This window comes from Leucobacter sp. L43 (genome assembly GCF_016597785.1).
Classification (GTDB): Bacteria; Actinomycetota; Actinomycetes; order Actinomycetales; family Microbacteriaceae; genus Leucobacter; species Leucobacter alluvii.
On sequence record NZ_JAENJG010000001.1, the window covers coordinates 1,004,198 to 1,026,766 of the forward strand.

Here is a 22,569-nt window from a genome sequence, read left to right on the forward strand (position 1 = left end):
TGATGCACGATGACCCAGAACATCTCCCCTCCCGGTGCAACCGTCACGACCGACACGCACCCGCTCATCCGCCCCGAGTTCACTTCTCCGTTCACGGAGATCGGCCGCGACGAGTGGGCCCGGTTGGCCGGGGAGACTCCGATGCCGCTCAGCGAGGGCGAGATCGCAGCGTTCCGCGGCCTCGGAGAACCGCTCGACATGGCGGAGGTGTCTCAGGTGTACCGCCCGCTGAGCCGGTTGATCAACCAGTACGCGATCGCCGCGCGCGAGATGCATCAGCGCACCCGGGGGTTCTTGCAGCGCGGCGGGGAGCGCCAGAGCCCGTTCGTCATCGGCATCGCGGGGTCGGTCGCCGTCGGCAAGTCCACTGTGGCGAGGATCCTTCGGGATCTGCTGGCGCGCTGGCCTGAGACGCCGCAGGTGGAGCTCATCACCACCGACGGCTTTCTCTACCCCGCGGCAGAACTCGAACGACGCGGCATCGCCCACCGCAAGGGTTTTCCGGAGTCCTACGACCGGCGCAGTCTGCTCCGCTTCGTGTCGCAGGTGAAAGCCGGCGTCGATGAGGTCAGGGCGCCCCACTACAGCCACATCGTCTACGACATCGTTCCCGGCGAGTACACCGTCGTCCGCCGGCCCGACATCCTGATCGTCGAGGGACTGAACGTGCTGCAGCCCGCATCGATGGCTCATCCGCTCGCCGTCAGCGATCTCTTCGACTTCTCCGTGTACGTGGACGCCAGATCCTCCGATATTCAGCGCTGGTACCGGCAGCGGTTCCTGAAACTGCGGGAGAGCGCCTTCGCCGACCCCAGCTCGCACTTCCGGCGCTTCGCCACCATCGATGACGATGCGGCGCTCGCGATCGCCGACGAGTTCTGGAACAACATCAATGAGCCCAACCTCGTCGAGAACATCAGGCCGACGCGGGCGCGGGCGAGTCTCGTGCTCCGCAAGGAGTCCGATCATCGCGTGCAGAAGGTGCTGCTGCGCAAATTGTAGGTGGAGCCCCTCGCGGCTCGGCAGGCTCCGGCGCCCCGGCATCGTTTACGCTGGAGGCTATGCGTCATCATCGTTCCATTCGTGGCACCCTGATCGCGGGGCTCGCCGCTTCGCTCGTGCTCGCGGGAACGATACCGGCGATCGCCGTCGACGGCAGCGCGAGCGACTACCCCACGTGGTCGGAGGTGCGGGCGGCCCAGGACTCCGAAGCCGCCGCCGAAGCCGAGTACGCGCGTCTGCAGCGTGCACTGCAGCAGTCCAGCGATGAAGCGACGGCCGCGACGTCGGCTGCAGCGAGTGCCCATGGCCGCGCGAGAGAGGCGCGCGAGGCGGTCGACGCAGCGGTCGCCCGTGAAGCGGCATTGCAATCGCGCATCGAGCAGGCCGAGCAGTCGTTCGGTGACAATGATGAGGCGGTCGGCCGCATGGTCTCCTGGATGTACACCAACGGCACGGGGCTCGCGAGTGCGAGCGCACTCGCGACCGCGTCCGATCCCGAGGAGTTCATGGCGAAGTTCAGCATGTCGTCTCAGGTATCAGGCACCTGGAACGGCATCGCGGAACGTGCGAAGACGGAGGTCAATTCGGCGGCATCCCTCCACGACCAGGCTGCGGACGCGAAACGCGAGCGGGAGCGTCTGGCCGACGAGGCCGAGGCTGCCGCTGCATCGGCGGACCGGGCGCAGCAGGATTCGGACGCCGCAGTCGCACGCGCGGGTGAGCGGAGCGAGACGATGTACGCCCAGTTGGCCGCCCTGCGCGGTACGACGGCTGAAGCGGAGCGTCAGTATCAGATCGGCCTGCAGGTGGCCGAGCAGGCCGCAGAGCAGGAGCGGCAGCGCGAGGAGGCGGCGCGGCAGCAGGAAGAGCGCGACCGCACTGCGAATCCCCCGGCGGAGCCTCCTGCGGGCGGGTCGGAGTCACCCGGGGGCACCGATCCCGGCACGGGCGGCGGCGATCCGGCCGGCGGTGTCGGCGTCGACCCGGCCGGCGCCCAGGCCCACGCTCGTTCGTCGCTCGGCGCCTACGGTTGGGGTGACGACCAGTTCTCCTGCCTCGTCCCGCTCTGGAACGGGGAATCTGGCTGGCGCGCCGATGCGCTCAACCCCTACAGCGGCGCATACGGCATCCCCCAGTCTCTGCCTGCCGAGAAGATGGCCACTGCTGGCCCCGACTGGCGGACGAACGGCAACACGCAAGTGGACTGGGGTCTCGCCTACATCCAGGCGGCATACGGGAGCCCGTGCGCGGCCTGGGGCGCTTGGCAGGCGCGAGATCCGCACTGGTACTGACGCGGCTCCGACCGGCGCTGCGCGGGAGCGCCGAGGCCCGCTCAGCAGAAACGCCGGCGCCCCGACCCCCGGAGGGGTCGAGCGCCGGCGTTGTGCGAAGCTTCAGACGGCGAGACGTTCGAGCACGATGCCCGCGAGATCATCGGCGAGTCGCTGTGCATCCTCCGCATGCTCGGCTTCCACCATCACGCGGACGACCGGCTCGGTGCCGGAGGGGCGAAGGAGCACTCGTCCGTTGCCCGCGAGCGCGATCTCGGCCTGACGCACCGCCTGCTGCAGCACCTCATCGCCGTGCACACCGGTGCGATCGACTCCGCGAACGTTCACGAGCACCTGCGGGTACACCGTCATGCAGGTGGCGAGCTCCGCAAGCGACTTCCCGGTGCGCACGACCTCTGCGGCGATGTGAAGACCGGTCAGGATCCCGTCGCCCGTCGTCGCGTGATCGCTCATGATCACGTGACCCGACTGCTCCCCGCCGAGGGAATACCCCTCGGCGTTAATCGCCTCGAGCACGTACCGGTCGCCGACGCCCGTCTCGACCACGTCGATGCCGTTGTCTGCCATCGCGAGCTTCAGGCCGAGGTTCGACATCACTGTGGCGACGAGCGTGTTGCGGACGAGCTTTCCGCGGCGCGCCATCGACAGTGCGAGGATCGCCATGATCATGTCGCCGTCGACGACCTCGCCGGCAGCGTCCACGGCCAGGCAGCGATCGGCATCGCCGTCGTGCGCGATCCCCAGATCGGCGCCGTGCTCGATGACCGCGGCGGCCAGCGGCTGGAGATGCGTGGATCCCACGCCGTCGTTGATGTTGAAACCATCGGGGTCGTTGCCGATGACGGTGACGCGCGCCCCAGCATCGGTGAACACGTCGGGCGAGATGCCGGCCGCTGCGCCGTGCGCGCAGTCGAGCACGACGTGAACTCCGTCGAGGCGCGTACCCTCGAGCGTCCCGAGCAGATGCACGAGGTACCGATCCTCCGCATCCGCGAAACGGCGGATGCGTCCGACCTCCCGGCCGGTGACGGCCACGACCGGACCGTCCATCGCGGATTCGATCTCGTCCTCGACGTCATCCGCGAGCTTGCGACCGCCCTCGGCGAAGAACTTGATCCCGTTGTCCGCTGCCGGATTGTGCGAGGCCGAGACCATGACGCCGAAATCGGCGCCGGTGTCTGCCACGAGATAGGCCGCCGCCGGAGTCGGGATCACGCCGGCGTCGAGCACGTCGACGCCCGCAGAAGCGAGACCGGCAGAGACTGCCGCGGAGATGAACTCGCCGGAGACGCGCGGATCGCGCGCAACGACGGCCACAGCACGACGGCTCTCGCCCCGGGCAGAACGCCCGAGAACGAGAGCCGCAGCGCGAGCGAGGCTGAGGGCCAGCTCGGCAGTCACATCGACGCCAGCCAGCCCTCGAACCCCATCGGTGCCAAATAGGCGTCCCATGTGTTGGAAGCCTCGATTTAGCGCTTCGAGTACTGCGGCGCCTTGCGGGCCTTCTTGAGACCGGCCTTCTTGCGCTCCTTGATGCGCGCATCGCGGCTCAGGAAGCCGGCCTTCTTCAGGGTCGCGCGGTTGTGCTCTTCGTCGATCTCATTCAGCGCACGAGCGATCGCGAGACGCAGCGCGCCAGCCTGGCCCGAGGGGCCGCCGCCGCCGATGCGAGCGATGATGTCGTACGAGCCGTTCAGCTCGAGAGCGGTGAACGGATCGGTGATGAGCTGCTGGTGCAGCTTGTTCGGGAAGTACTCCGCGAACTCGCGTCCGTTCACCGTGAAGGTGCCCGAACCGGGGATGAGGCGCACGCGGGCGATGGCCTGCTTGCGGCGGCCCACTGCTGCACCGGGAACGGTGAGCGCGGGACGGGGCGACGCGACGGCGGCCTGGCCGGCCGGCGTCTCGGTGGTGTAGCTCTCGGTGGCCACGGTCTGCTCTTCAGTCACTGTGAATTCTCTCTCTGAGGTCTCGGGGCGCGATTACTGCGCGACCTGGCCGAAGGTGTAGGGGGTGGGCTGCTGAGCAGCGTGCGGGTGCTCAGCACCTGCGTACACCTTCAGCTTGCGGAACAGATCGGCGCCGAGCGAGTTCTTCGGAAGCATGCCGCGGATGGCCTTCTCGACCGCGCGCTCCGGGTTCTTCTCGAGCAGCTCGGTGTAGCTGACCGAACGGAGACCGCCCGGGTAGCCCGAGTGACGGTAGGCGCGCTTGTTCTTCGCCTTGTTCCCGGTCAGCACGACCTTGTCGGCATTGATGATGACCACGTAGTCGCCCATGTCCATGTGGGGCGCGAAGGTGGTCTTGTGCTTGCCGCGGAGCAGAGCCGCTGCGTGCGATGCGAGGCGACCGAGCACCACGTCGGCTGCGTCGATGACGACCCAATCGTGCTTCTGCTCGGCGGCCTTCGGTGAATACGTGCGAGTCACTTGTGTGCTGCTTTCTGTCGAATTGGAGGAGTTCGTGAATCCCACTCCGGTGCGTGGTCCCCGAGGGGTGCGCGCGCGGCTGGAGGGCTCAACAAATCGGGTGCTTTCGCACCAAAGATCAACACTAGCACAGAACGGACGCCGGGGCCCGCTCAGTCGATCGCGCTGCGGCGCGCTCGTGTCGCCGCGGCGCGCGCCTCGAGGGCATCGTTCGGCGGATACGCGATCTCCTCGAGCGAGAGCCCGTGTGCCGGCATCACCGTGAAGCGGCTCGTCCGCGCGCGCGCATCGCGGAGCGCGACGAGCTCCTCGTGATCGATGCGTCCGCTTCCGACCGCGACGACCGCTCCGATGAGCGCACGCACCATCGAGTGGCAGAATGCGTCGGCCTCGATCCGAGCGGCGTACGCGCCGTCTTCCGCGCGCCTCCACTCGAAGCGCAGGAGGTCGCGCACGGCCGTCGCCCCCTCGCGGGCTTTGCAGAACGTGGTGAAGTCGTTGAGACCGAGCAGCTCGTCTGACGCGCGTTGCACGGCGTCGAAGTCGAGGGGGCGTGGAACCTCGGCCGTGTACCGCGCGACCAGAGGATCCTTCCGCATTCCAGCCCCGATGAGTCGATACTCGTACCTGCGCCTGAGCGCGGAGAAGCGGGCATCGAAGGCCGCGGGGACGACGTGCGCCGAGTGCACGACGACGTCCGGGGCTCCACGGCTGACGATCCCGGTCAGCTTCCGCGCGCGAAGGCGGGCGAGCTCGGGGGCTTCCCAGGCGGGTTCCTCAGGTCGGCGCCGCGCGGTCCATTTCTCGAGTTGCGCAGGGGTGACGTCCAGATGCGCCACTTGACCACGCGCGTGCACTCCTGCATCGGTGCGCCCACCGACGGTGAGGCGCACGGAGGCGGGGTCGTCGACCCGCAGCAGCATTGCGAGGGCGCCTTCCAGGCTCCCCTGCACGGTGCGCAGGCCCGGCTGTGCGGCCCAACCCGAGAAATCGGTGCCGTCGTACGAGAGATCGAGCCGCAGGCGTACCGAAGCAGAGTGGTGCATGCATCGATCCTGCCAGATGCCTCAGCGTGCCGGTCAGGGCGCAACGTACACTGGATGCCCGAGGCGCCCCGGCCGGGACCGCGCCGCACTCGACACTATGACTCAGACTCCTCCGACACGTGCACTCCCCCGCGCCGACCGGCTCGGGGGGCTCGACGGTCTCCGCGCCATCGCGGTCGGCCTCGTGCTCTGCTACCACCTCTTCCCCGGCCCACTGCCCGGCGGGTTTCTGGGCGTCGACATCTTCTTCGTCATCAGCGGCTTTCTGATCACCACGCTGCTGCTGCGAGAGCATGCGAGCACGGGGCGAATCCGGCTCGGTCACTTCTGGCGACGTCGCGCTCGACGTCTGCTCCCAGCGCTCGGGCTGGTGCTCGCGGTCTCGACAGCCGTCGCGGTGCTCGTCGACCGCGACCTCCTCGTCGGAATCGGACGTCAGATCGCGGGCGCCGCATTCTTCGTCGGCAACTGGACCTCGATCGCGGCCGGCGCCGACTACTTCGCGCGAGACGCTCCCGAGCTCTTCCGCAACACCTGGTCCTTGGCGATCGAGGAGCAGTACTACATCGTTCTCCCGCTCCTGCTGCTCGTCATCGTCAGGATCCGGGGCCGCGTGCTGCGCGCGCTCCCCCTCGTCGCGCTCGGCACGGCCTCCGCGTTCCTCATGATCGCGCTCTCCGCTGGCGGTGCTGAGCCGACCCGGGTGTACTTCGGTTCCGATACGCACTCGTTCGGGCTCGCGTTCGGCGCGGCCCTCGCGCTCCTCACGACAGGAAGGTCGTCCGAGCTGCCGCACCGGGGACCTGGCCGGTTCGCCCAGCTCGCGTTGACCGGTATCGCCCTGGCCGGGCTCGGCGTACTGGGCTGGCTCGCGGTGACCCTGCAGGAGGGCGGCGAGCAGAGCTTCGCCTGGGGCTTCCAGCTGGCTTCCCTCGCCGCACTCCTGACCGTGTGGGCGGTGACGAGGCCGGGCGCATGGATCGGTGCAGCGCTCGACGCACGGCCTTTGCGGTGGATCGGAGAGCGCTCGTACGGCATCTACCTCTGGCACTGGCCGTTGCTGCTGCTCGTCGCAGCGCGCCTCGGAACGGGATCGCCGTGGATCGTTGGCGTCGTGACGTTGGCGCTGACGCTCATCACGGCGGCGCTCTCGTTCCGATACATCGAGGAGCCCGTGAGACGGTTCGGCCTCAGGCGTTCACTCATGCTCCTGGCGCGGCCCGACCGAGCGGTCCGAGGCCGAAGGATTGTTCCGGCCGTGGTGGCTGCTGTGCTGGTCCTCACCGTGCCGGCCACGGTGTTCGCCGTCGCCACGGCGCCCGCGCAGACCTCAGCAGCAGATGCTGTAGAACGAGGCGCAGCCGCGCGCGATGCGTCGCAGTCGGAGGCGTCTGAGGCAGCGGGTGCCGACGACGGACCGAACGCGAGCTCAGGTGCCGCCGCCGCGGGCGAGAGCTCGCCGAAGCCCGACGAGTCGATCGCTCCCGCCGGTGCAGACATGAGCGCCATCGGAGACTCGGTGATGCTGGCGAGTCTCCCCGAGCTCGAGGAGCGTTTTCCGGGCATAGCGATCGACGCATCCGTATCGCGCAGCATGGGAGCCGGCGTCGCACTCGCATCGGAGCAGGCGGGTACCGACGTCCTGCGCCCCGTGCTCCTCGTCGGCCTCGGGACCAACGGGCCCGTGCGACCCGAAGAACTCGACAGCCTGCGACAGTCGGCTGGCGACCGGCTCATCGTGCTCGTCAACGCGCACGCGGATCGCGAGTGGATTCCCGGCGTCAACGACGCGCTCACGGCCTACGCCGACACCCATCGCGGTGTCGTCGTGGCCGATTGGGAGGGGACGATCTCCGCCGCCCCGCCGTCCGCGCTCGCGGGCGACGGGATCCACCCGAACCCGAGCGGCGGCGAACTCTACGCCGACTGCGTGGAGAACGCTCTCGAAGAGCTGCAGCGCCCCGGCGAGGGCATCGGCTACGCGTTGCCGCGCCGCTGACCGAACCCCGTCGCGGGAGATACGGCAACCGGCGCCCCTGCAACCCGAAAGCCCCCGGTGCGCAGAACGGCAACGGGGGCTTTCGAACAGTCGAACGAGGAGGCTACTCGGCCTTCTCCTCGGAGGGTGCCTCGGTGGTCTCCTCAGCGGGCGCCTCGGTGGTGGTCTCCTCAGCGGGCTCTTCTGCAACCGGAGCGGCGGGCTTCTCAGCCTTCGGCTTCGGCGTGACCGGCTCGAGCACGAGCTCGATCACGGCGAGCGGGGCACGATCGCCCTTGCGGAATCCGGTCTTGACGATGCGGGTGTACCCGCCCTCGCGGTTCTCGACGAGCGGTGCGATCTCCGTGAAGAGCTCGTGGACAACCGACTTGTCGAGGATCTGACGCATGACGCGACGACGCGAGTGCAGGTCTCCCCGCTTCGCGAAGGTGACAAGGCGCTCGGCGACGGGCTGCAGGCGCTTGGCCTTCGTCTCCGTCGTCTGAATGCGCTTGTGCTCGAAGAGCTGCGAAGCCAGCTGGTTCAGCATCAGACGCTCGTGTGCGGGGCCGCCTCCGAGGCGGGGGCCCTTGTTGGGCTTGGGCATTATTTACTCCAGTAAGTGTGCGGTCGGGCGGACAGTGCCGAACCGTTAGTTGTTGTCGTCTTCGTAGCTGTAGAACTGCGCACCGTCGAACCCGGGCACCGCGTCCTTGAGCGAGAGGCCCATCTCGGTGAGCTTGTCGCGCACCTCGAAGACCGACTTCTGGCCGAAGTTGCGAATGTTCATCAGCTGCGCCTCGGAGAGCGCTACCAGCTCGCTCACCGTGTTAATGCCCTCGCGCTTGAGGCAGTTGTAGCTGCGCACCGAGAGATCCAGATCCTCGATCGGGATCGAGAGCTCACCCTCCGCGACGACCTCGACCGGCGCGGGGCCGATCTCGACGCCCTCGGCCGCGGTGTTCAGCTCGCGCGCGAGCCCGAAGAGCTCGACGAGCGTCGAACCTGCAGACGCGATCGCGTCGCGCGGGGAGATGGCGGGCTTCGACTCGACATCGACGACCAGGCGGTCGAAGTCGGTGCGCTCGCCGGCTCGGGTCGCTTCGACGCGGTACGTGACCTTCAGCACCGGCGAGTAGATGGAGTCGACCGGGATACGGCCGACCTCAGCGTCCTCGTTGCGGTTCTGAGCGGCCGAGACGTATCCGCGGCCGCGCTCGATCGTCAGTTCGAGTTCGAACTGAGCCGAGTCGCTGAGCGTTGCGATGACGAGCTCGGGGTTGTGCACCTCGACACCCGCCGGAGCCGAGATGTCGGCGGCGGTGACCTCGCCGGCGCCGGTCTTCCGGAGGTACGCGGTGATCGGCTCGTCATGCTCGCTCGAGACGACGAGATCCTTGATGTTGAGGATGATCTCGGTGACGTCCTCGGTCACGCCCGGGATGGTCGTGAACTCGTGGGCGACGCCCTCGAAACGCACGCTCGTGACCGCGGCGCCGGGGATGGACGACAGCAGGGTACGACGCAGCGAGTTGCCGAGCGTGTAGCCGAAGCCGGGCTCAAGCGGCTCGATGGCGAAACGCGAACGGAACTCGGAAATCGATTCTTCAGTCAGAGTGGGTCGCTGTGCAATCAGCACGGTGTGTGATCCTTTCGCTGGAGTCCGCTATATGACTCATGCGGTATCGGGATTGAAGTGGGCTGAAGCACCGGGGAGGGCCGGTGCTGGATACGACGGATCGCCGCCACTGGGGCGGCAGTCGCGCCGGCTCGCGCCGGCGCGACCTTCCGATCAGACGCGGCGACGCTTCGGCGGACGGCAGCCGTTGTGCGTCTGCGGCGTCACATCGTTGATCGAACCCACCTCGAGGCCAGCGGCCTGCAGCGAGCGGATCGCGGTCTCGCGGCCCGAGCCCGGACCCTTGACGAAGATGTCGACCTTCTTCATGCCGTGCTCCTGCGCCTTGCGCGCAGCGGACTCAGCGGCGAGCTGAGCGGCGAACGGGGTCGACTTGCGCGAACCTTTGAAGCCGACGCCGCCTGAGGAGGCCCAGCTGATCACGGCACCGGTGGTGTCGGTGATCGAGACGATCGTGTTGTTGAAGGTCGACTTGATGTGGGCCTGGCCCACGGCGACGTTCTTCTTGTCCTTGCGACGCGGCTTGCGAGCCGCGGTCTTTGGTGCAGCCATTGAGTGTTCTCCTGAAAAGCTCTGTGTGTAGGTCTAACGGACCGGCGTTACTTCTTCTTGCCGGCGACGGTGCGCTTCGGGCCCTTGCGGGTACGAGCGTTCGTCTTGGTGCGCTGACCGTGCACAGGCAGGCCCTTCCGGTGGCGGAGCCCCTGGTAGCTGCCGGTCTCCACCTTGCGGCGGATATCGGCTGCGACCTCGCGGCGAAGATCGCCCTCAACCTTGAAGTTGCCTTCGATGTAATCGCGAAGCGCGACCAGCTGCTCATCCGACAGGTCCTTGACGCGGATGTTGCCATCGATGCTGGTGTCGGCGAGCGTCTTGAGCGCGCTCGTGCGCCCGACGCCGTAGATGTAAGTGAGTGCGATCTCAACGCGCTTATCGCGTGGGATGTCGACTCCTGCGAGACGTGCCATGTTGGCTCTCCTTGCGGATCGTGGAGGTGTGGTGCGCATCGGGGGTTCGGGCCTCCGGCCCGAGGTGTCCCCTGCTCGAAATGAGGCGGGCTGGTGAGCTCACCGCGGATCTCTCACGGACGCTGCGCGTTCCGATTCCATGAGATCCGCGCAGGTTCTTCGATGCGCTGGATCAGATATTCAGTTGTGTGTTCTGCAGAACCGCCGGCGACGGCAGGGACTCAGCCCTGGCGCTGCTTGTGGCGCGGGTTGCTCTTGCAGATCACCATGACGCGTCCGTGGCGGCGAATGACCTTGCAGTGATCGCAGATCGGCTTGACGCTGGGATTGACCTTCATGATGGTTCCTTCGTGTGTATCGCTGTCCTCGTACTCGCGGAGTGCCGCGAGTCGTTACTTCCCAGCGACCTACTTGTAGCGGTAGACGATACGGCCGCGGGTCAGATCGTAGGGCGTCAGCTCAACGATCACGCGATCCTCGGGAAGGATGCGGATGTAGTGCTGACGCATTTTGCCTGAGATATGAGCGAGCACTTTGTGTCCATTGGTCAACTCGACGCGGAACATCGCGTTGGGCAGAGCCTCGACGATGTGTCCCTCGATCTCGATGACGCCGTCTTTCTTCGCCATAGCCTCACTATCGCTTGCGTAGGTGTACTGGTCATGCGAATGCTCAGCTTCTGCGTCTCCGACCGCGGTCCGACTACGGTCGGCGCGAACGCAAAAGCAGGCGCAAAGCACCAAAGATCAAGAGTACTCGGCGTGTCGCCTTTTGTAAAGCTCGCCGAGTGTCGCGTCGTGGCGGACGCGATTCCTGCGTCCCTAGACGAACGGCACGGGCCGGACGCCGAGCGGCTCGAGACCGCTCGCTCCCCCGTCGGGTGCGGTGAGCACCCAGATGCCGCGCTCGTGCACGGCGACGCTGTGCTCCCACTGCGCGCTCATGGATCCGTCGGCGATCGTCACCGTCCAGTCGTCGTTCTCGACCACGGTGTCGATCCCGCCGGCCGAGATGATGGGTTCGATCGCGACGACGAGCCCCGGCTTCACCTCCGGTCCGCGTCGGCGCGTCGGCACGTTGAACACCGGAGGATCCTCGTGCATGCTGCGACCGATGCCGTGACCGATGTAGTCCTCGAGCACCCCGAAACTGCTGTGGGCTCTGACGTAGGCGGCGACGGCTTCTCCGACCTCTCCGAGGTGGGATGCCGAAGCGAGACGCGCGATCCCCCGCCACATCGCCTGCTCGGTGACATCGCTGAGATGCTGGTTGGCCGACGTCCGCTCCGGGTCGGCGTGGTCGGGCAGCACCGCTGTGAATGCAGCGTCTCCGTGCCACCCGTCTACCACTGCCCCGGCATCGAGAGCGACGATGTCGCCCGCTTCGAGCGGACGATCTGTCGGGATCGCATGAACGACGTGCTCATTCACGTTCGCGCAGATCGTGTGGCGGTACCCGGGCTCCAGCATGAAGTTCGGAGATCCGCCGTGCTGCCGGACGGCGCGCTCAGCGATCGCGTCGAGCTCGAGCGGGGTGATTCCGGGAGCGACCTCTGCCCGCATCGCGGAGAGCGCGGCCGCCGTGGCGCGACCGGGAGCGATCATCTGGCGGAGCTGCGCCGGCGTCTTGTAGATCGAACGTCGCAGCAGGCCTCGACGCGCCAAGGGCTACTGCCCGACTCGCGCGTTCAGCTGCGCAGCGAGGCCCTCAGCGATCCGCTCCGACACCTCGTCGACGGAGCCGAGCCCGTCGACGGAGACGAGGATGCCACGCTTGGAGAACAGCTCGATGAGCGGTGCGGTCTGCTCGGCGTACACGTCCTGGCGATGACGAATGACCTCTTCGGTGTCATCGGAGCGCCCCTCGACCGCCGCCCGCTTGAGCAGACGTGCCACGACCTCCTCTGGGTCCGCTTCGAGCAGCACGACGGCGTCGAGCGACGAGCCGTTGAGCATCCCGTCGAGGGCGTGCACCTGGTCGACTGTTCGCGGGTACCCGTCGAGCAGGAATCCCGAAGCCGCGTCGTCCTGCGAGAGGCGATCGGCGACAATGCGGTTCGTGAGCTCGTCTGGCACCAGCTCGCCCTGTTCGATGATGGCCTGCACCTGCTGCCCCAGTTCCGTACCGCCCTGGATGTTGGCGCGGAAGATGTCACCGGTGGAAATCGCCGGAACCTGGTAGCGCGCTGCGATGCGACCGGCCTGCGTGCCCTTGCCGGCTCCGGGCGGGCCGATGATGAGCAGTCGCGCGGTCGTCTCTGCGGTCACTTGAGGAGCCCTTCGTAGTGGCGCTGCTGCAGCTGCGCGTCGATCTGCTTCACGGTCTCGAGCCCGACACCCACGATGATGAGGATCGATGCACCGCCGAACGGGAAGTTCTGGTTCGCCCCGAAGAACGAGAGCGCGACGAGCGGAAGCAGTGCGATGACACCGAGGTAGAGCGATCCTGCGCTGGTGATGCGGGTGAGCACGTAGTTGAGGTACTCCGCGGTCGGCCGACCGGCGCGGATGCCCGGGATGAACCCTCCGTACTGCTTCATGTTGTCGGAGACTTCTTCCGGGTTGAACGTGATCTGCACGTAGAAGAAGGTGAAGCCGATGACGAGGAGGAAGAAGACGAGCATGTAGAACGGCTGGTCGCCGTAGACCAGGTTGTTCTGGATCCAGACCACCCACGGCTTCGGGTCCTCGCCGATCTGCGGTTGGTTGAACTGCGTGATGAGCATCGGCAGGTACAGGATCGCCGAAGCGAAGATCACGGGGATCACGCCCGCCATGTTGACCTTGATCGGGATGTAGGTACTGCTTCCGCCGTACGTACGGCGCCCGACGACGCGCTTGGCGTACTGCACCGGAATGCGACGCTGCGACTGCTCGACGAAGACGACAGCCGCTACCACCAGCAGGCCCACCCCGAGAACTATGAAGAACACTTCCCAGCCGCGCGACTCCTTGATGACCCACATGGCGCCGGGGAAGGTTGCCGCGATCGAGGTGAAGATGAGGAGCGACATGCCGTTGCCGACGCCTCGCTCGGTGATCAGTTCGCCGAACCACATGATGAGGCCGGTACCGGCCGTCATCGTGATGATCATGATCAGCACCGCCCACCATTCCTGGGAGACGAGATTCTGGCACGCCTGGTTGGCGGCGGCGCCGAAGAGCTGTCCCGAACGCGCGACGGTGATGAGCGTCGTCGACTGCAGGATTGCGAGCGCGATGGTCAGGTAGCGCGTGTACTGCGTCAGCTTCGCCTGGCCGGCCTGGCCTTCCTTGTGGAGCGCCTCGAAGTGCGGGATCACGACGCGGAGCAGCTGCGTGATGATCGATGCCGTGATGTACGGCATGATGCCGAGCGCGAAGATCGACAGCTGCAGCAGTGCTCCACCGCTGAAGAGGTTGATCATGTCGTAGAGGCCCGAGCTGCCCTGGTTCTGGTTCGCCACCAGGCACGCTTGAACGTTGTTGAAGTCTACGAACGGTGCTGGGATGAATGACCCGAGCCGGAACAACGACACGATGGCGAGCGTGAAGACGATCTTCCGCCGCAAATCGGGTGTCCGGAAGATCCGTCCGATGGCGCTGAACAAAATCTGCCTCCTGGAACGTCGTAAGGGGCTTCGCCTACCGACGAGAACCAATTGCTCCAGCCTACACGGCGTGTGCCGCGTGACCGAGCCATCGCCGTGATTGGCGGATGAAACAAGACAGCGGGGGTGGGCGGGAACGGCATGAATGCCGTCCCCGCCGAGCCCCCGCTACTCGGGAGATCCCCGAGGGTGTTGCTGGTCCGAATGGACCGTTACTTCACTGCTCCGCCTGCGGCGACGATCTTCTGCTCAGCGGAGCTCGAGACCTTGTCGACCTGCACGTTGAGCTTGACCTGGAGGTCGCCGTTGCCCAGCACCTTGACGGGCTGGTTCTTGCGAACGGCGCCCTTGGCCACGAGATCCTCGACGGTGACGTCGCCACCCTGGGGGTAGAGCTCAGCGAGCTTCGCGACGTTCACCACCTGGTACTCGGTGCGGAACGGGTTCTTGAACCCGCGGAGCTTCGGGGTGCGCATATGCAGCGGCATCTGCCCACCCTCGAAGCCGACCTTGACCTGGTACCGAGCCTTGGTGCCCTTGGTACCGCGGCCTGCGGTCTTGCCCTTCGATGCCTCGCCACGACCCACGCGGGTCTTGGCCTTCTTGGAACCGGGAGCCGGACGGAGGTGGTGCGCCTTCAGCACCGACTCACGCTCCTCGTTGTTCTCGCTCATACGTCGATCTCCTCAACCACTACCAGGTGAGCGACCGCGCGAATGTAGCCTCGGTTGGCCTGAGTGTCTTCACGAACGACCGACTGGCCGATCTTCTTGAGACCCAAGCTCCGCAGCGTGTCGCGCTGGTTCTGCTTTTCACTGATGACGGACTTCGTCTGCGTAACCTTCAGGCTCTTCGCCATTACGCACCTGCCTTTGCCTTCGCGGCAGCGTCGGCCGCGGCCTTCGCCTCAGCGCGCACGATGCGGGCCGGAGCGACGCGGTCGAAGTCGAGGCCGCGGCGAGCTGCGACGGAGCGGGGCTCCTCGAGCTGCTGCAGTGCCTCAACGGTCGCATGCACGATGTTCAGGGTGTTCGACGAACCGAGCGACTTGCTCAGCACATCGTGGATGCCGGCGCACTCGAGTACGGCGCGCACCGGGCCACCGGCGATAACACCGGTACCTGCTGCTGCCGGACGCAGAAGTACGACACCGGCTGCGGCCTCGCCCTGCACGGGGTGCGGGATGGTGCTGCCGACGCGGGGCACGCGGAAGAAGTTCTTCTTGGCCTCTTCGACACCCTTTGCGATGGCGAGAGGCACCTCCTTCGCCTTGCCGTAGCCGACGCCGACGGTTCCGTTGCCATCGCCCACCACGACGAGCGCGGTGAAGCTGAAGCGACGGCCGCCCTTGACGACCTTCGAGACGCGGTTGATGGTGACGACGCGCTCGAGGAACTGGCTCTCGTTGCGGTCGCGGCCGCCGCGCTCGTTGCGGGTTCCGCGATCGCGGCTCCCGCGACGCTGCTCGCGCGGCTCGTTGCGGTGATCCTGAGCCGGAGCGGCCTGCCCGGCCGTCGTCTCAGACTGGGCCTCTGCAGACACTTGCTGCTCCTTCGTTTCGTTGCTCACAGGGTCAGCCCCCCTTCGCGAGCGCCATCGGCGATCGCTGCGACGCGACCGGCGTACTTGCTGCCGCCGCGGTCGAATACCACAGCGTCGATGCCGGCGCCCTTGGCGCGCTCAGCGACGAGTTCGCCGACCTTGCGGGCCTTGGCGGTCTTGTCGCCGTCGAACGAACGCAGATCGGCTTCCATGGTCGAAGCCGAAGCGAGGGTGAGACCCTTCGAGTCATCGACGACCTGTACGAAGACGTGGCGGGATGAGCGGTTGACGACGAGACGGGGGCGAACCTCCGTGCCGACGATCTTCTTGCGCAGGCGGGTGTGGCGGCGAACGCGCGCAGCCGACCGACCCTTAGCCCGGGATACTGAAGCGGCCATGGGTTACTTACCAGCCTTTCCTGCCTTGCGACGGACAACCTCGCCCGCGTAGCGAATGCCCTTGCCCTTGTAGGGCTCCGGCTTCTTCAGCTTGCGGATGTTGGCTGCGGCCTCGCCGACAGCCTGCTTCGAGATCCCGCTGACGGTGATCTTGGTGTTGCCCTCGACCGCGAGCGTGATGCCCTCGGGGGCGTCCACGTTGACCGGGTGCGAGAAGCCGAGCGCGAGCTCGAGGCCGGTGCCCTTCTGCTGCACACGGTATCCCGTGCCGACGACCTCGAGCTGCTTGGTGTAGCCCTCGGTGACGCCGATGATGTTGTTGTTGATGAGCGTGCGGCTGAGGCCGTGCAGCGCTCGGGAATCGCGCTCGTCGTTCGGGCGGGTGACGAGCACCTGACCGTCCTCGAGTGCGACGCGGATGGGATCTGCGACGACGAGCGAGAGCTCGCCCTTCGCGCCCTTGACCGTGACCTTCTGGCCGTCGATCTTGACATCTACACCGCCGGGAACGGCGATGGGAAGCTTACCAATACGTGACATGACGCCTTACCACACGTAAGCGAGGACTTCCCCGCCAACGCCCTTCTGCTCAGCCTCGCGGTCAGTCAACAGACCCGAGGAGGTGGACAGGATCGCGATGCCGAGTCCGCCGAGCACGCTCGGGATCTCGGTCGAGCCCGCGTACACGCGAAGGCCGGGCTTGGAGACCCGCTTGATGCCCTCGATCGAACGCTCGCGGTTCGGGCCGTACTTCAGCGACATGGTGATGGTCGTGCCCACGCGTGCGGCCTCGACCTTCCAGTCCTGGATGTAGCCTTCGCGCTTGAGGATCTCAGCGATCCGCTCCTTCAGCTTCGAGCCGGGGAGCGAAACGTCGTCATGATGCGCAGAGTTTGCGTTGCGCAGCCGGGTCAGCATATCTGCTACCGGATCAGTCATCGTCATGAGTGACTCTTTCTTTCTCGCCTGGTTTCATACGCCGGTACACCGACGCATGACCTGGGTGACACACGGATTGGGTGCCCGGGGATTCCCGAGCACCCTCGCCGTTTGGACTATTCAGTTATTCCGACTTGAAGGGGAAGCCGAGCGCGCGAAGCAGCGCACGGCCCTCATCGTCGGTCTTCGCGGTGGTCACGACAGTGATGTCGAACCCACGCACGCGATCAATCTTATCCTGATCGATCTCGTGGAACACACTCTGCTCGGTCAAACCGAAGGTGTAGTTGCCGTTTCCATCGAACTGGCGCGGCGAAAGGCCACGGAAATCGCGGATACGGGGCAGAGCCAGGTTCACCAGGCGGTCGAGGAACTCCCACGACCGATCGCCACGGAGCGTGACGTGAGCACCGATCGCCTGGCCCTCGCGCAGCTTGAACTGCGCGATGGACTTGCGAGCCTTGGTGACCATGGGCTTCTGACCGGTGATCTTCACGAGATCGGCGATCGCGCCCTCGATCACCTTGCTGTCGCGAGCGGCTTCACCGACACCGGTGTTCACGACGACCTTGACGACGCCGGGAACCTGCATGATGTTGGCGTAGCCGAACTCTTCGCGCAGCTGCGGAACGATCTCGGAGCGGTACTTCTGCTTCAGGCGGGGCTGAGCGGTGGTCGCTGCAGTCTCGGTCATGCGAGATCCTTCCCGGACTTCTTCGCGAAACGAACGCGAACAGTCTTCTTCTTGCCGTCCTTTTCGACTTCCTCGACGCGGAACCCGACGCGAGTCGGCTTCTTCGTCTCGGGGTCGACGACTGCGACGTTGGACACGTGGATCGGAGCCTCGACGGTCTCGATGCCACCCTCGCGGGTGCCACGGTCCGACTGGCCGACGCGCACATGCTTGGTGACGAAGTTGACGCCCTCCACCACGATGCGATCGGTTTCGGACAGGACCTCGATTACTCGACCCTGCTTGCCCTTGTAGCCGCCGCGTTCCTGCGACGGGCCAGAGATGACCTCGACGAGGTCACCCTTCTTGATCTTTGCGCCCATAGGACTAGATCACCTCCGGTGCGAGCGAGACGATCTTCATGAACCGCTTGTCGCGGAGTTCACGTCCGACCGGCCCGAAGATGCGGGTGCCGCGGGGCTCCCCGTCGGCCTTGAGGATAACGGCGGCGTTCTCGTCGAACGCGATGTACGATCCGTCACCACGACGGGTCGACTTGCGCGTCCGGACGATGACGGCCTTGACCACATCGCCCTTCTTGACGTTGCCACCGGGGATCGCGTCCTTGACGGTCGCGACGATCGTGTCGCCGAGACCGGCGTAACGACGCTTCGAGCCACCGAGGACACGGATCGTGAGCAACTCCTTGGCGCCGCTGTTGTCGGCCACCTTGAGTCGGGATTCCTGCTGAATCACTTGCTACTCCTTCACTGAGTAAGCCCGAGGGCTTACTTCGCCTTCTCGAGGACCTCGACCAGACGCCAGCGCTTAGAAGCGCTCAGCGGCCGGGTCTCGTGGATGAGCACGAGATCGCCGATACCGGCCGTGTTCTGCTCGTCGTGGGCCTTGACCTTCGACGAGCGGCGGAGCACCTTGCCGTACAGCGGGTGCTTCACACGGTCCTCGACCTCGACAACGATGGTCTTCTCCATCTTGTCGCTGACGACATAGCCGCGGCGGGCCTTACGGTAGCCGCGCTGTTCCTTCTCGACCTCAGCCATGTCTAGGCCTCCTTCGTCTCAGCGGCGGCATCCGCCTGCTCGGTCTTCTTGCTGCTCTTCTTCGCCTTTGCGGGCGCAGCAGCAGGGGTGGCACGAATGCCGAGCTCACGCTCGCGCAGCACGGTGTAGATGCGAGCGATGTCGCGCTTCACCTGACGAACACGGCCGTGGCTTTCCAGCTGGCCGGTAGCCGACTGGAAGCGAAGGTTGAAGAGTTCGCCCTTCGCCTTCTTGAGCTCTTCGGCCAACCGCTCGTTCTCGAAACTATCGAGCTCGGTGATGGCCAGTTCTTTGGTACCGATCGCCATTACGCGTCGCCCTCCTCGCGCTTGATAATGCGGGCCTTGAGGGGCAGCTTGTGGATGGCGCGGGTGAGCGCCTCGCGTGCGAGCTCCTCATCGACACCGGCGACCTCGAAGAGGACGCGGCCCGGCTTGACATTGGCAACCCACCACTCGGGCGAGCCCTTACCCGAACCCATGCGGGTTTCCGCAGGCTTCTTGGTCAGGGGACGATCGGGGTAGATGTTGATCCACACCTTGCCGCCACGCTTGATGTGACGCGTCATGGCGATACGAGCGGACTCGATCTGACGGTTGGTCACGTAGGCGGGGGTCAGTGCCTGGATACCGAACTCGCCGAAGGCGATCTCGTTACCGCCCTTGGACTGACCGGTGCGGCTCGGGTGGTGCTGCTTGCGGTACTTGACTCGACGGGGAATCAGCATGCTTACTTCTCCGCTCCTGCTGCAGCGGGTGCAGCCTCGGCCTGTGCACCACGGGGTGCACGGCGGCGGTCGCCGCGGTCGCGCGACGGCTTCTGGGCCGCCTGCTCACGAGCGAGTTCCTTGTTGGTCAGGTCGCCCTTGTAGATCCAGACCTTCACGCCGATACGACCGAAGGTGGTCTTCGCCTCGTAGAAGCCGTAGTCGATGTTCGCGCGGAGCGTGTGCAGCGGCACACGGCCTTCGCGGTAGAACTCCGAACGGCTCATCTCGGCGCCGCCGAGGCGGCCGGAGACCTGGATGCGGATGCCCTTGGCGCCGGCGCGCTGAGCGCCCTGCAGACCCTTGCGCATCGCACGGCGGAACGCCACGCGAGCAGCGAGCTGCTCGGCGATGCCCTGTGCGACGAGCTGAGCGTCAGCCTCGGGGTTCTTGACCTCGAGGATGTTGAGCTGGATCTGCTTGCCGGTGAGCTTCTCGAGGTCAGCGCGGATGCGCTCGGCCTCGGCGCCGCGACGACCGATGACGATACCGGGACGTGCCGAGTGGATGTCCACGCGAACACGGTCACGGGTGCGCTCGATCTCCACGCGGGACACGCCCGCACGGTCGAGCTGCTTCGTCAGGTGCTGACGGATCTTGATGTCCTCGGCGAGGTAGTCAGCGTAGCGCTGCCCGGCCTTCGTCGAGTCCGAGAACCAACGCGACACGTGATCGGTGGTGATCCCGAGGCGGAAGCCATAGGGATGAATCTTCTGGCCCATACCTAGGCTCCCTTCTTCACGGCGGCGAGCTCATCAGCCGTCTGCAGCACGACAGTGATGTGGCTGGTGCGCTTGTTGATACGGAATGCGCGGCCCTGAGCACGGGGGCGGAAACGCTTGAGCGTTGCGCCCTCGTCCACGAATGCACGAGCTACGACGAGCTCGTCCTCGTTGAGACGCAGGTTCTCCTTGTCGGCCTTGACGCGCGCATTCGCGATCGCCGAAGCGACGAGCTTGAAAATCGGCTCCGCTGCGGCCTGCGGGGCGAACTTCAGGATGGCGAGTGCCTCCTGAGCGTTCTTCCCACGGACCAGGTCAATGACACGACGGGCCTTCTGGGGGGTGATGCGGATGTGACGCAGACGTGCGGTCGACTCCACCATTTCTCTTCCTCCTTCACGTCACCGCTTAGCGGCGACGGCCCTTCTTGTCGTCTTTCACGTGACCGCGGAAGGTACGCGTGGGCGCGAATTCGCCCAGCTTGTGACCGACCATGGTCTCCGTTACGAACACGGGGATGTGCTTCCGACCGTCGTGCACCGCGATGGTGTGTCCCAGCATTGCCGGGATGATCATCGAGCGGCGCGACCAGGTCTTGATCACGTTCTTGGAGCCAGCTTCGTTCTGGACAATCACCTTGTTCAACAGGTGGTTATCGACGAAGGGGCCCTTCTTGAGACTACGAGGCATCTTCTACTCTCTCCTACCTGTCGACTAACGCTTCTTGCCAGCGTTGCGGCGACGCACGATGAGCTTGTCGCTTTCCTTGTTCGGATGGCGCGTACGGCCTTCCTTCTGGCCCCAGGGGCTGACCGGGTGACGACCACCGGAGGTGCGGCCTTCGCCACCACCGTGGGGGTGATCCACCGGGTTCATGACGACACCACGCACGGTCGGGCGGACGCCCTTCCAGCGCATGCGGCCGGCCTTGCCCCAGTTGATGTTCGACTGCTCGGCGTTGCCCACCTCGCCGACGGTCGCGCGGCAGCGCGCGTCGACGTTGCGGATCTCGCCCGACGGCAGACGCAGCTGGGCGTAGGGGCCGTCCTTCGCCACGAGGCGAACCGACGCACCTGCGGAACGAGCGAGCTTCGCTCCCCCGCCCGGCTTCAGCTCGATCGCGTGGATGACCGTACCGGTCGGGATGTTGCGCAGCGGCAGGTTGTTGCCGGGCTTGATGTCAGCACCGGAACCCGACTCGACGACGTCGCCCTGCTTGAGCTTGTTCGGCGCGATGATGTAGCGCTTCGTGCCGTCCACGAAATGCAGCAGCGCGATGCGCGCCGTGCGGTTCGGGTCGTACTCGATGTGCGCGACCTTGGCGTCCACGCCGTCCTTGTCATGACGACGGAAGTCGATGACGCGGTACTGGCGCTTGTGGCCACCACCGATGTGACGGGTGGTGATCCGGCCCTGGTTGTTGCGGCCGCCGGTCTTGGGGAGCGGACGGAGCAGCGACTTCTCAGGCGTCGAGCGGGTGATTTCAGCGAAATCAGCAACGCTCGAGCCACGACGACCCGGGGTCGTCGGCTTGTACTTGCGAATTGCCATGATGTGTTCCTCTTCGCCCCTTCTACAGCGCAGCCGTGAAGATGTCGATGGAGCCCGACTTCAGGGTGACGATGGCGCGCTTCGTGTCCTTGCGCTTGCCCAGACCGAACTTCGTTCGACGGGACTTGCCCTTGCGGGTCAGCGTGCGGACCTTGGCGACCTTCACATTGAAGACCTCCTCGACGGCGAGCTTGATCTCGGTCTTGTTCGACTCGGGCTGCACCTCGAAGGTGTACTGGCCGTTGGCGTCGATGAGACCGTAGCTCTTCTCCGAGACGATCGGGCGGATGATGACGTCGTGTGCGGACTTGTTCAAGCTCACTTCGTGTCCTCCTGAGCGGCACGGCCATCGACGAATGCGTCGAAGGCGGCCTTGGTGAAGACGAGATCGTCGCTGACGACCACGTCGTAGGCGTTGAGCTGATCCTGGAACAGCACGTGAACGTGCGCCAGGTTGCGAACGCTGAGCGCCGTCAACTCATCTTCACGGGTGATGACCACGAGCACGCGCTTGCCCGGCGCGACCGACGCGAGGAACTCGCGAGCAGCCTTCGTGCTGGGCTTGTCGGCGATGCCGAACGTCTCGACGACGTGCAGACGGTTCGCGCGGGCGCGATCCGACAGCAGGCCGCGAAGCGCAGCGGCGATCATCTTCTTTGGGGTGCGCTGAGCGTAGTCGCGCGGCACGGGGCCGTGCACGACGCCGCCGCCGCGGTGCTCAGGAGCGCGAACCGAACCCTGACGAGCGCGGCCGGTGCCCTTCTGCTTGAACGGCTTGACACCCGAACCGGAGACCTCGCCGCGGTTCTTGGTCTTGTGCGTACCCTGACGCGCAGCTGCGAGCTGAGCGGTGACCACCTGGTGGATCAGCGGGATGTTGGGGTCGACACCGAAGATGGTCTCGGGAAGGTCAACCGACCCGGCCTTCTTGCCCTGAGCGTCGAACACCTCGAGCTTGGTAGCGGTAGCCATGA

General features: G+C 65.9%; 34 protein-coding genes. 3 read left to right on the forward strand and 31 right to left on the reverse strand.

What is annotated here, in order from left to right; translation table 11 throughout:
- Window positions 1–9 precede the first annotated feature (9 nt).
- Window positions 10–1,002, forward strand: a complete 993-nt coding sequence (coaA, locus tag JE033_RS04690) for a type I pantothenate kinase (RefSeq protein WP_200329800.1) — start codon at window positions 10–12, stop codon at window positions 1,000–1,002.
- A gap of 59 nt (window positions 1,003–1,061) precedes the next feature.
- Window positions 1,062–2,294 carry a hypothetical protein gene (locus JE033_RS04695; protein ID WP_090147141.1) on the forward strand — a complete coding sequence of 411 codons (1,233 nt, stop codon included), beginning with the start codon at window positions 1,062–1,064 and terminating at the stop codon, window positions 2,292–2,294.
- A 102-nt stretch (window positions 2,295–2,396) separates the two neighbouring features.
- Here JE033_RS04695 and glmM read toward each other — a convergent pair whose 3' ends face one another.
- From glmM to JE033_RS04715, 4 genes are all read right to left on the reverse strand, one after another.
- Window positions 2,397–3,746 (reverse strand): phosphoglucosamine mutase, encoded by a 1,350-nt coding sequence (gene glmM, locus JE033_RS04700; RefSeq protein ID WP_090147139.1) that lies wholly within the window; start codon window positions 3,744–3,746, stop codon window positions 2,397–2,399.
- Window positions 3,747–3,763: 17 nt separating this feature from the next.
- On the reverse strand, window positions 3,764–4,243 hold the full coding sequence (gene rpsI / locus JE033_RS04705) for a 30S ribosomal protein S9 (protein WP_090147138.1): 480 nt from the start codon (window positions 4,241–4,243) through the stop codon (window positions 3,764–3,766).
- Window positions 4,244–4,276: 33 nt separating this feature from the next.
- Window positions 4,277–4,723, reverse strand: a complete 447-nt coding sequence (rplM, locus tag JE033_RS04710; RefSeq protein WP_010156429.1) for a 50S ribosomal protein L13 — start codon at window positions 4,721–4,723, stop codon at window positions 4,277–4,279.
- A gap of 152 nt (window positions 4,724–4,875) precedes the next feature.
- Entirely contained in the window at window positions 4,876–5,769 is an 894-nt protein-coding gene (locus JE033_RS04715) for a tRNA pseudouridine(38-40) synthase TruA (protein WP_200329802.1), read from the reverse strand.
- 97 nt (window positions 5,770–5,866) lie between these two features.
- Here JE033_RS04715 and JE033_RS04720 point away from each other — a divergent pair, with 97 nt between their 5' ends.
- A complete protein-coding gene (locus JE033_RS04720) occupies window positions 5,867–7,768 on the forward strand; it encodes an acyltransferase family protein (protein WP_200329804.1) in 1,902 nt (633 codons plus the stop codon).
- A gap of 103 nt (window positions 7,769–7,871) precedes the next feature.
- Here the strand turns inward: JE033_RS04720 and rplQ are convergent, their stop codons facing one another.
- From rplQ to rplD, 27 genes are all read right to left on the reverse strand, one after another.
- A complete protein-coding gene (gene rplQ / locus JE033_RS04725) occupies window positions 7,872–8,354 on the reverse strand; it encodes a 50S ribosomal protein L17 (protein ID WP_200329806.1) in 483 nt (160 codons plus the stop codon).
- A gap of 45 nt (window positions 8,355–8,399) precedes the next feature.
- Entirely contained in the window at window positions 8,400–9,386 is a 987-nt protein-coding gene (locus JE033_RS04730; protein ID WP_058594071.1) for a DNA-directed RNA polymerase subunit alpha, read from the reverse strand.
- A gap of 153 nt (window positions 9,387–9,539) precedes the next feature.
- Complete coding sequence (gene rpsK, locus JE033_RS04735; protein WP_010156423.1) at window positions 9,540–9,938, reverse strand: 30S ribosomal protein S11; 399 nt, start codon at window positions 9,936–9,938, stop codon at window positions 9,540–9,542.
- A 47-nt stretch (window positions 9,939–9,985) separates the two neighbouring features.
- The gene (rpsM, locus tag JE033_RS04740; protein WP_090147134.1) at window positions 9,986–10,354 is read right to left on the reverse strand and encodes a 30S ribosomal protein S13; all 369 of its coding nucleotides are present in this window, start codon (window positions 10,352–10,354) and stop codon (window positions 9,986–9,988) included.
- A 221-nt stretch (window positions 10,355–10,575) separates the two neighbouring features.
- Window positions 10,576–10,692 (reverse strand): 50S ribosomal protein L36, encoded by a 117-nt coding sequence (rpmJ, locus tag JE033_RS04745; protein WP_005050492.1) that lies wholly within the window; start codon window positions 10,690–10,692, stop codon window positions 10,576–10,578.
- 69 nt (window positions 10,693–10,761) lie between these two features.
- Window positions 10,762–10,983 (reverse strand): translation initiation factor IF-1, encoded by a 222-nt coding sequence (gene infA / locus JE033_RS04750; protein WP_010156420.1) that lies wholly within the window; start codon window positions 10,981–10,983, stop codon window positions 10,762–10,764.
- 192 nt (window positions 10,984–11,175) lie between these two features.
- Window positions 11,176–12,018, reverse strand: a complete 843-nt coding sequence (map, locus tag JE033_RS04755; RefSeq protein ID WP_200329808.1) for a type I methionyl aminopeptidase — start codon at window positions 12,016–12,018, stop codon at window positions 11,176–11,178.
- Between the two features lie 3 nt (window positions 12,019–12,021).
- Window positions 12,022–12,621 carry an adenylate kinase gene (locus JE033_RS04760; RefSeq protein ID WP_200329809.1) on the reverse strand — a complete coding sequence of 200 codons (600 nt, stop codon included), beginning with the start codon at window positions 12,619–12,621 and terminating at the stop codon, window positions 12,022–12,024.
- Window positions 12,618–13,943 (reverse strand): preprotein translocase subunit SecY, encoded by a 1,326-nt coding sequence (secY, locus tag JE033_RS04765; RefSeq protein WP_090147129.1) that lies wholly within the window; start codon window positions 13,941–13,943, stop codon window positions 12,618–12,620. Before secY ends, JE033_RS04760 begins: the two co-directional genes overlap by 4 nt.
- A gap of 212 nt (window positions 13,944–14,155) precedes the next feature.
- Window positions 14,156–14,617: a 50S ribosomal protein L15 gene (rplO, locus tag JE033_RS04770; protein ID WP_090147125.1), complete on the reverse strand. Its 462-nt coding sequence runs from the start codon at window positions 14,615–14,617 to the stop codon at window positions 14,156–14,158.
- Window positions 14,614–14,802, reverse strand: coding sequence for a 50S ribosomal protein L30 (gene rpmD, locus JE033_RS04775; protein ID WP_090147122.1), 189 nt, complete (start codon window positions 14,800–14,802; stop codon window positions 14,614–14,616). Before rpmD ends, rplO begins: the two co-directional genes overlap by 4 nt.
- Complete coding sequence (gene rpsE, locus JE033_RS14625; RefSeq protein ID WP_090147120.1) at window positions 14,802–15,512, reverse strand: 30S ribosomal protein S5; 711 nt, start codon at window positions 15,510–15,512, stop codon at window positions 14,802–14,804. The genes rpmD and rpsE overlap by 1 nt, the downstream gene beginning before the upstream one ends.
- Window positions 15,509–15,883 (reverse strand): 50S ribosomal protein L18, encoded by a 375-nt coding sequence (rplR, locus tag JE033_RS04785; RefSeq protein ID WP_010156412.1) that lies wholly within the window; start codon window positions 15,881–15,883, stop codon window positions 15,509–15,511. The genes rpsE and rplR overlap by 4 nt, the downstream gene beginning before the upstream one ends.
- 3 nt (window positions 15,884–15,886) lie before the next feature.
- Complete coding sequence (gene rplF, locus JE033_RS04790) at window positions 15,887–16,423, reverse strand: 50S ribosomal protein L6 (RefSeq protein WP_090147118.1); 537 nt, start codon at window positions 16,421–16,423, stop codon at window positions 15,887–15,889.
- 6 nt (window positions 16,424–16,429) lie between these two features.
- Window positions 16,430–16,828 (reverse strand): 30S ribosomal protein S8, encoded by a 399-nt coding sequence (rpsH, locus tag JE033_RS04795; protein ID WP_010156409.1) that lies wholly within the window; start codon window positions 16,826–16,828, stop codon window positions 16,430–16,432.
- 118 nt (window positions 16,829–16,946) lie between these two features.
- Window positions 16,947–17,516: a 50S ribosomal protein L5 gene (gene rplE, locus JE033_RS04800; protein ID WP_010156408.1), complete on the reverse strand. Its 570-nt coding sequence runs from the start codon at window positions 17,514–17,516 to the stop codon at window positions 16,947–16,949.
- Entirely contained in the window at window positions 17,513–17,878 is a 366-nt protein-coding gene (rplX, locus tag JE033_RS04805; protein ID WP_090147116.1) for a 50S ribosomal protein L24, read from the reverse strand. Before rplX ends, rplE begins: the two co-directional genes overlap by 4 nt.
- Window positions 17,879–17,882: 4 nt before the next feature.
- The gene (gene rplN / locus JE033_RS04810; protein WP_058594067.1) at window positions 17,883–18,251 is read right to left on the reverse strand and encodes a 50S ribosomal protein L14; all 369 of its coding nucleotides are present in this window, start codon (window positions 18,249–18,251) and stop codon (window positions 17,883–17,885) included.
- A 32-nt stretch (window positions 18,252–18,283) separates the two neighbouring features.
- Entirely contained in the window at window positions 18,284–18,556 is a 273-nt protein-coding gene (rpsQ, locus tag JE033_RS04815) for a 30S ribosomal protein S17 (RefSeq protein WP_010156405.1), read from the reverse strand.
- A gap of 2 nt (window positions 18,557–18,558) precedes the next feature.
- Window positions 18,559–18,864 carry a 50S ribosomal protein L29 gene (gene rpmC / locus JE033_RS04820; protein ID WP_010156404.1) on the reverse strand — a complete coding sequence of 102 codons (306 nt, stop codon included), beginning with the start codon at window positions 18,862–18,864 and terminating at the stop codon, window positions 18,559–18,561.
- The gene (gene rplP, locus JE033_RS04825; protein ID WP_090147114.1) at window positions 18,864–19,283 is read right to left on the reverse strand and encodes a 50S ribosomal protein L16; all 420 of its coding nucleotides are present in this window, start codon (window positions 19,281–19,283) and stop codon (window positions 18,864–18,866) included. Before rplP ends, rpmC begins: the two co-directional genes overlap by 1 nt.
- Before the next feature lie 2 nt (window positions 19,284–19,285).
- Window positions 19,286–20,044, reverse strand: coding sequence for a 30S ribosomal protein S3 (gene rpsC, locus JE033_RS04830; RefSeq protein ID WP_053352794.1), 759 nt, complete (start codon window positions 20,042–20,044; stop codon window positions 19,286–19,288).
- Window positions 20,045–20,046: 2 nt separating this feature from the next.
- Window positions 20,047–20,427, reverse strand: a complete 381-nt coding sequence (gene rplV, locus JE033_RS04835; protein WP_090147112.1) for a 50S ribosomal protein L22 — start codon at window positions 20,425–20,427, stop codon at window positions 20,047–20,049.
- Window positions 20,428–20,452: 25 nt separating this feature from the next.
- Entirely contained in the window at window positions 20,453–20,734 is a 282-nt protein-coding gene (rpsS, locus tag JE033_RS04840; protein WP_010156398.1) for a 30S ribosomal protein S19, read from the reverse strand.
- 24 nt (window positions 20,735–20,758) lie between these two features.
- Window positions 20,759–21,595, reverse strand: a complete 837-nt coding sequence (rplB, locus tag JE033_RS04845) for a 50S ribosomal protein L2 (RefSeq protein WP_090147110.1) — start codon at window positions 21,593–21,595, stop codon at window positions 20,759–20,761.
- Between the two features lie 22 nt (window positions 21,596–21,617).
- Window positions 21,618–21,917 carry a 50S ribosomal protein L23 gene (gene rplW / locus JE033_RS04850; RefSeq protein ID WP_010156396.1) on the reverse strand — a complete coding sequence of 100 codons (300 nt, stop codon included), beginning with the start codon at window positions 21,915–21,917 and terminating at the stop codon, window positions 21,618–21,620.
- Window positions 21,914–22,567, reverse strand: a complete 654-nt coding sequence (gene rplD, locus JE033_RS04855; RefSeq protein WP_010156395.1) for a 50S ribosomal protein L4 — start codon at window positions 22,565–22,567, stop codon at window positions 21,914–21,916. The genes rplW and rplD overlap by 4 nt, the downstream gene beginning before the upstream one ends.
- Between the last annotated feature and the right edge of the window lie 2 nt (window positions 22,568–22,569).

Coding starts and splice junctions, on each gene's coding strand:
- JE033_RS04720 (WP_200329804.1), top strand. CDS start 5,867: ATGACTCAGACTCCTCCGACACGTGCACTCCCCCGCGCCGACCGGCTC.
- JE033_RS04715 (WP_200329802.1), bottom strand. CDS start 5,769: ATGCACCACTCTGCTTCGGTACGCCTGCGGCTCGATCTCTCGTACGAC.
- rplE (WP_010156408.1), bottom strand. CDS start 17,516: ATGACCGAGACTGCAGCGACCACCGCTCAGCCCCGCCTGAAGCAGAAG.
- rpmD (WP_090147122.1), bottom strand. CDS start 14,802: ATGGCGAAGAGCCTGAAGGTTACGCAGACGAAGTCCGTCATCAGTGAA.
- rplO (WP_090147125.1), bottom strand. CDS start 14,617: ATGAGCGAGAACAACGAGGAGCGTGAGTCGGTGCTGAAGGCGCACCAC.
- rplR (WP_010156412.1), bottom strand. CDS start 15,883: ATGGCCGCTTCAGTATCCCGGGCTAAGGGTCGGTCGGCTGCGCGCGTT.
- rpmJ (WP_005050492.1), bottom strand. CDS start 10,692: ATGAAGGTCAATCCCAGCGTCAAGCCGATCTGCGATCACTGCAAGGTC.
- rplF (WP_090147118.1), bottom strand. CDS start 16,423: ATGTCACGTATTGGTAAGCTTCCCATCGCCGTTCCCGGCGGTGTAGAT.
- coaA (WP_200329800.1), top strand. CDS start 10: ATGACCCAGAACATCTCCCCTCCCGGTGCAACCGTCACGACCGACACG.
- rplQ (WP_200329806.1), bottom strand. CDS start 8,354: ATGCCCAAGCCCAACAAGGGCCCCCGCCTCGGAGGCGGCCCCGCACAC.
- rplD (WP_010156395.1), bottom strand. CDS start 22,567: ATGGCTACCGCTACCAAGCTCGAGGTGTTCGACGCTCAGGGCAAGAAG.
- rplX (WP_090147116.1), bottom strand. CDS start 17,878: ATGGGCGCAAAGATCAAGAAGGGTGACCTCGTCGAGGTCATCTCTGGC.
- rpsM (WP_090147134.1), bottom strand. CDS start 10,354: ATGGCACGTCTCGCAGGAGTCGACATCCCACGCGATAAGCGCGTTGAG.
- rpsQ (WP_010156405.1), bottom strand. CDS start 18,556: ATGGCTGAGGTCGAGAAGGAACAGCGCGGCTACCGTAAGGCCCGCCGC.
- JE033_RS04695 (WP_090147141.1), top strand. CDS start 1,062: ATGCGTCATCATCGTTCCATTCGTGGCACCCTGATCGCGGGGCTCGCC.
- rpsK (WP_010156423.1), bottom strand. CDS start 9,938: ATGGCTGCACCAAAGACCGCGGCTCGCAAGCCGCGTCGCAAGGACAAG.
- rpsC (WP_053352794.1), bottom strand. CDS start 20,044: ATGGGCCAGAAGATTCATCCCTATGGCTTCCGCCTCGGGATCACCACC.
- rplV (WP_090147112.1), bottom strand. CDS start 20,427: ATGGTGGAGTCGACCGCACGTCTGCGTCACATCCGCATCACCCCCCAG.
- infA (WP_010156420.1), bottom strand. CDS start 10,983: ATGGCGAAGAAAGACGGCGTCATCGAGATCGAGGGACACATCGTCGAG.
- rpsS (WP_010156398.1), bottom strand. CDS start 20,734: ATGCCTCGTAGTCTCAAGAAGGGCCCCTTCGTCGATAACCACCTGTTG.
- rplB (WP_090147110.1), bottom strand. CDS start 21,595: ATGGCAATTCGCAAGTACAAGCCGACGACCCCGGGTCGTCGTGGCTCG.
- glmM (WP_090147139.1), bottom strand. CDS start 3,746: ATGGGACGCCTATTTGGCACCGATGGGGTTCGAGGGCTGGCTGGCGTC.
- rpmC (WP_010156404.1), bottom strand. CDS start 18,864: ATGGCGATCGGTACCAAAGAACTGGCCATCACCGAGCTCGATAGTTTC.
- rplP (WP_090147114.1), bottom strand. CDS start 19,283: ATGCTGATTCCCCGTCGAGTCAAGTACCGCAAGCAGCACCACCCGAGC.
- rpsH (WP_010156409.1), bottom strand. CDS start 16,828: ATGACGATGACTGATCCGGTAGCAGATATGCTGACCCGGCTGCGCAAC.